This is a genomic window from Mesorhizobium sp. BHbdii, from assembly GCF_053848045.1.
Genome location: NZ_JBSPKX010000291.1, coordinates 1 through 409 on the forward strand (window position 1 = coordinate 1; position 409 = coordinate 409).

Here is a 409-nt window from a genome sequence, read left to right on the forward strand (position 1 = left end):
GGCCAGGAATCCTGAAATGCGGTGCTCGCTGATGCGCGCGCCGACCCCGTCAAGCCCAAGCATGGGCCCGATCTCGGAGGCAAAGGCAAAACGCTGGTCCGCGGCGTGATAGTAGAATGGCTTGACCCCGAAATGGTCGCGGGCGCAGAACAACAGCTGCCGCTCGGCGTCCCAGATCGCGAAGGCGAAATCGCCCTGCAGATGCACGGGGCAGGATTCGCCCCAGCGCAGATAGGCCCGCATCAGCAATACGGCGTCCGCGACCGACCTGTCGCGTATGCCAAGCCTCGCCATCAACTCGTCCCGATTGTGCAGCCGGCAATCGGAGGTGATGGCGAGCTTGCCGCCCGCCATCGTCTGCGGGCCGGGGCCGGCTTCATCCGTGGTGTTGAGCCAGGCGTGGCCGAGC

At 66.0% G+C, this 409-nt stretch carries 1 pseudogene; it reads right to left on the reverse strand.

The window, feature by feature from the left end:
* A pseudogene (locus ACWTU8_RS33090) lies at positions 1 to 409 on the reverse strand (lasso peptide isopeptide bond-forming cyclase); the annotation flags it as partial.